Genomic DNA, 3,751 nt, shown 5'->3' with positions numbered 1-3,751 from the left:
GCCGAGGCCCGCGGCTCGTCGTGGACGCCGCCGCATGCCGCCGGACCGGCCACGATGAGCAGCGCGGCGCCCACCGCCGCGCCCACCCGCCGGAATCCCCATCTGTCGTGCCGCCCCCGTGACCCACCCATGGGATGGCATTCTGCCGGAGAGTCCGGGCCCGCATCCGGGTATCGGTTCACCAAGGGCACTCTCATGAGGCGGCGGCGGATGAACGACACCTTCCGGCTGGGCCGGATCGTCGGCGTGCGCGTCGGCGTCAACTGGACCGTCCTCGTCGTCTTCACTCTCCTGTCGTACGGCCTGGCCGCCGACCGTCTGCCCCAGTCCTACAAGGGCCTGCACCCGGTCGTGTACGTCCTCGGCGGCCTGTTCACCGCCGCGGCGTTCATGGCGTCACTGCTCGCGCACGAACTGGCGCACGCGATCGTGGCGCGCCGCAACGGGCTGACCGTCGACGGCATCACCCTGTGGCTGCTGGGCGGGGTGGCCCGGTTCGAGGGCGAACCGGACAGCCCGGGGGCGGAGTTGCGGATCGCGGGGGCCGGGCCGCTCGTGAGTCTACTGCTGGGAGTGGTGCTGGCCGGCGCGTCCGCGGTCCTGCTGCTGGCGGGCATGACCGGCATGGTCGCCGGATGCCTGGCCTGGCTGGCGGCGATCAACGTCGTGCTGGCCCTGTTCAACGTCATCCCGGCGGCGCCGCTGGACGGCGGACGGCTCGTGCACGCCCTGCTGTGGCGGCTGTCCGGCGATCGGACGAAGGCGACGCTGCGCGCCGCCCAGGCCGGCCGCGGGTTCGGCTGGGGGGCGATGGTGGCCGGGTTCTACGTGTCGCTGTGGACCTTCAGCGGCCTGTGGCTCATCGTCATCGGCTGGTTCCTGATCGCCGCGGCCGGGATGGAGGCGGGCCAGGCCCGGGTGATCGCCCGTCTGGAGGGCATCACGATCGGCCGGATCATGACGCCGGACCCCTTCACGGTGTCCGGCTCGATGACGGCGGCGGAGTTCTCGCGGGAGATGCTCCCCCGTCACCGCCACAGCGCCTACCCGCTGGTGGAGGAGGGCGTCGTCCGCGGCATCGTGACCGCCGAGCGGATCGGCGAACAGGACCCGGGCGCACCCGTCGCCGCGGTCGTGGAGGAGGCCGGGCGCACCACGGCGCACACGCCGCTGGCGGAACTCCTGCCCCGCCTGACCCGCGAGCGCCTGCTGGTCTTCGACGGCGAGCGTCTCGTCGGCATCGTCACCCCCCGCGACCTGACCCGCGCGCTCGAACGCCTGCCGGTTCGCTAGCCGCCGCGAAGGACACCCGTTCCACGCGGCCGGGCCGGAGCGACCCGCCACGAGTTCACGTCGAACACATGTTCTAGCATGAGGGGATGCGCTGGGACGCCTTGTCACTCGACGGCCAGGAGCCGGGCCTGTTCGGGCAGCCGGTCACGGTCGACACGCCGGAGTTCCGCGGGATCACCTTCCACGAGATCCGCGCCAAGTCGATCATCAACAAGGTGCCGGGCGCCTCTCGCGTGCCGTTCACCTGGACGATCAACCCGTACCGGGGCTGCAGTCATGCGTGCGTTTACTGTCTGTACGGCGAAACGCCGATCCTCATGGCGGATGGGCGCACCAGGCCGATCCGTGACGTGCGCGCCGGCGACGCGATCTACGGCACCGAGGTCAGGGGAGGCCGCCGCCGCTACGTGGTGACCGAGGTGCTGGCGCACTGGAAGACGGTCAAGCCGGCGCACCGCGTCCGCCTGGCGGACGGCACCGAGCTCATCGCCGGCGGCGACCATCGCTTCCTGACCGAGCGCGGCTGGAGACATGTCACGGGCGCGGGAGGACGCCCTCACCTGACACGCGACAACGCGTTGACGGGGACGGGCGGGTTCGCCGCTCCCCCGAAGCAGGACGCGGACTACCGGCTCGGCTACCTGAGCGGACTGCTGCGCGCAGACGCGACCGGTCATGAGGTCCTGCCTGCGGCCGGTCCGAAGGCCCTGCGCCGCGCGCGGCGCCTCCTCGCGGATCTCGGTGCCGCCACCGATGTCGGGCGCCTCATCGCCCGGCCCGGCATCGCGACGGACGAATGGCGGAAGGGATTCCTCGCCGGCGTCTTCGACGCCGGCGGAGGCCGCGCGGGCGGGGTCCTCCCCATCTCCGGCCCCGGCACCGTCCGTGCGATCACCGGCGACCTGGAGCACTTCGGGTTCGAGCACGCCGTCGAGACCGCCGGGCGATCGCCGAGCGCCGTCCGGCTGCGAGGCGGGCTCGCCGAACACCTGAGGTTCTTCCACCTGACCGACCCCGCCATCACCCGGTGGCGCGGCATCGAGGGCGTCGCGCTCGAGAGCGGCGCGAGGCTGGGCGTCGCGTCCGTCGAGGCGATCGGCCTGGACGTGCCGATGTACGACATCACCACGGGGACGGGCGACTTCATCGCGAACGGCGTCGTCTCGCACAACTGCTTCGCCCGGGGCACCCACCGCTACCTGGACTTCGACACCGGCCACGACTTCGACTCCCAGATCGTGGTGAAGGTCAACGCCCCCGAGCTCGTGCGCCGGGAGCTGGCCGCGCCCAAGTGGGCCGGTGAGCACATCGCGATGGGCACCAACGTGGACTGCTACCAGCGGGCCGAGGGCCGCTACCGGCTGATGCCGGGCATCATCGAGGCGCTGCGCGACCACGCCAACCCCTTCTCGATCCTCACCAAGGGGTCGCTGATCCTGCGTGACCTGCCGCTGCTGGAGGAGGCCGCCGAGCGCACCGAGGTGGGCGCGGCCGTGTCGGTCGGCTTCGTCGACAAGGAGCTGTGGCGGCTGATCGAGCCGGGCACGCCGAGCCCGCTCAAGCGCCTTGAGGTGTGCGCCACGCTCGTCGAGCACGGCATCGGCTGCGGCGTGCTGATGGGCCCGATTCTGCCGTACCTGTCCGACACGCCCCGCCAGTTGGAGGCCGCGGTCAAGCGCATCGCCGAGGCCGGCGCGTCCTCGGTGTCGGCGATCGTGCTGCACCTGCGCCCGGGCGCCCGCGAGTGGTTCATGCGCTGGCTGCGCGACTACCGTCTTGAACTGGTCGCCCCGTACGAACGGCTGTACGGGCGCGGCGCGTACGCGTCAAAGGACTACCAGCGGCGCATCTCCGCCAAGGTCGCCCGGCTGGCCGAAGAACACGGCATCGGGGGCCGCCGCAACCCCCGCCGCCTGTCCGCCCCGCCTCCCCCGCCGGCCGCGCCTCAGCCGGTCGCCGAGCAGCTGCCGCTGCTGTGAATCGGTAGGGTGAGGCCGCGTGGAGGTCTATGAGCGCCGCGCCGGGGAGAACGGCGAGCTGGTGCTGCGCGGCAACGGCCGGCACTTCGAGATCATCAGCAACGGCGTGTTCCTCATGGACACCCGCGCCGGAGAGTCCGAACGCCTGCTGGTCCGCGCCCCGCTCCACCGCCTCGCGCGGCCCGCGGACGTCCTCGTCGGCGGGCTGGGCGTGGGCTTCACCCTCGCCGAGGCGCTGCGCCACACCGGCGCGCGCTCGGTCACCGTCATCGAACGCGAGCCGGCAGTCATCGGCTGGCACGAGACCCACCTGCGGCCCTTCTCCGGCGGCGCCCTGTCCGACCCGCGCGTGCGCGTCGAACACGCCGACCTCGCGGCGTGGCTGCGCGCGAGCACGGCCGCCTTCGACGTGATGTGCCTGGACATCGACAACGGCCCCGACTGGACCGTCACCGAGGGAAACGCCGCCCTGTAAGATC

Annotated in this window: 3 protein-coding genes; all 3 read left to right on the top strand. The window is 72.3% G+C overall.

Translation table 11 applies throughout. The features are described 5' to 3' along the window. Window positions 1–210 precede the first annotated feature (210 nt). The 3 genes from ACFFNX_RS44735 (at window position 211) to ACFFNX_RS44725 (ending at window position 3,747) form a co-directional block, all read left to right on the top strand. Entirely contained in the window at window positions 211–1,293 is a 1,083-nt protein-coding gene (locus tag ACFFNX_RS44735; protein ID WP_378212350.1) for a site-2 protease family protein, read from the top strand. An 86-nt stretch (window positions 1,294–1,379) separates the two neighbouring features. Next, complete coding sequence (locus tag ACFFNX_RS44730) at window positions 1,380–3,272, top strand: intein-containing Rv2578c family radical SAM protein (protein ID WP_378212349.1); 1,893 nt, start codon at window positions 1,380–1,382, stop codon at window positions 3,270–3,272. A gap of 19 nt (window positions 3,273–3,291) precedes the next feature. Next, window positions 3,292–3,747 carry a spermine/spermidine synthase domain-containing protein gene (locus ACFFNX_RS44725; protein ID WP_378212348.1) on the top strand — a complete coding sequence of 152 codons (456 nt, stop codon included), beginning with the start codon at window positions 3,292–3,294 and terminating at the stop codon, window positions 3,745–3,747. Window positions 3,748–3,751 lie beyond the last annotated feature (4 nt).

Source organism: Actinoallomurus acaciae (genome assembly GCF_042429965.1).
Lineage (GTDB): Bacteria > Actinomycetota > Actinomycetes > Streptosporangiales > Streptosporangiaceae > Actinoallomurus > Actinoallomurus acaciae.
This window is presented reverse-complemented; position numbering and strand designations above follow the sequence as displayed.

Excerpts from the sequence above, each read along its gene's own strand:
- ACFFNX_RS44735 (WP_378212350.1), top strand. The coding sequence starts at position 211 with ATGAACGACACCTTCCGGCTGGGCCGGATCGTCGGCGTGCGCGTCGGC.
- ACFFNX_RS44730 (WP_378212349.1), top strand. The coding sequence starts at position 1,380 with ATGCGCTGGGACGCCTTGTCACTCGACGGCCAGGAGCCGGGCCTGTTC.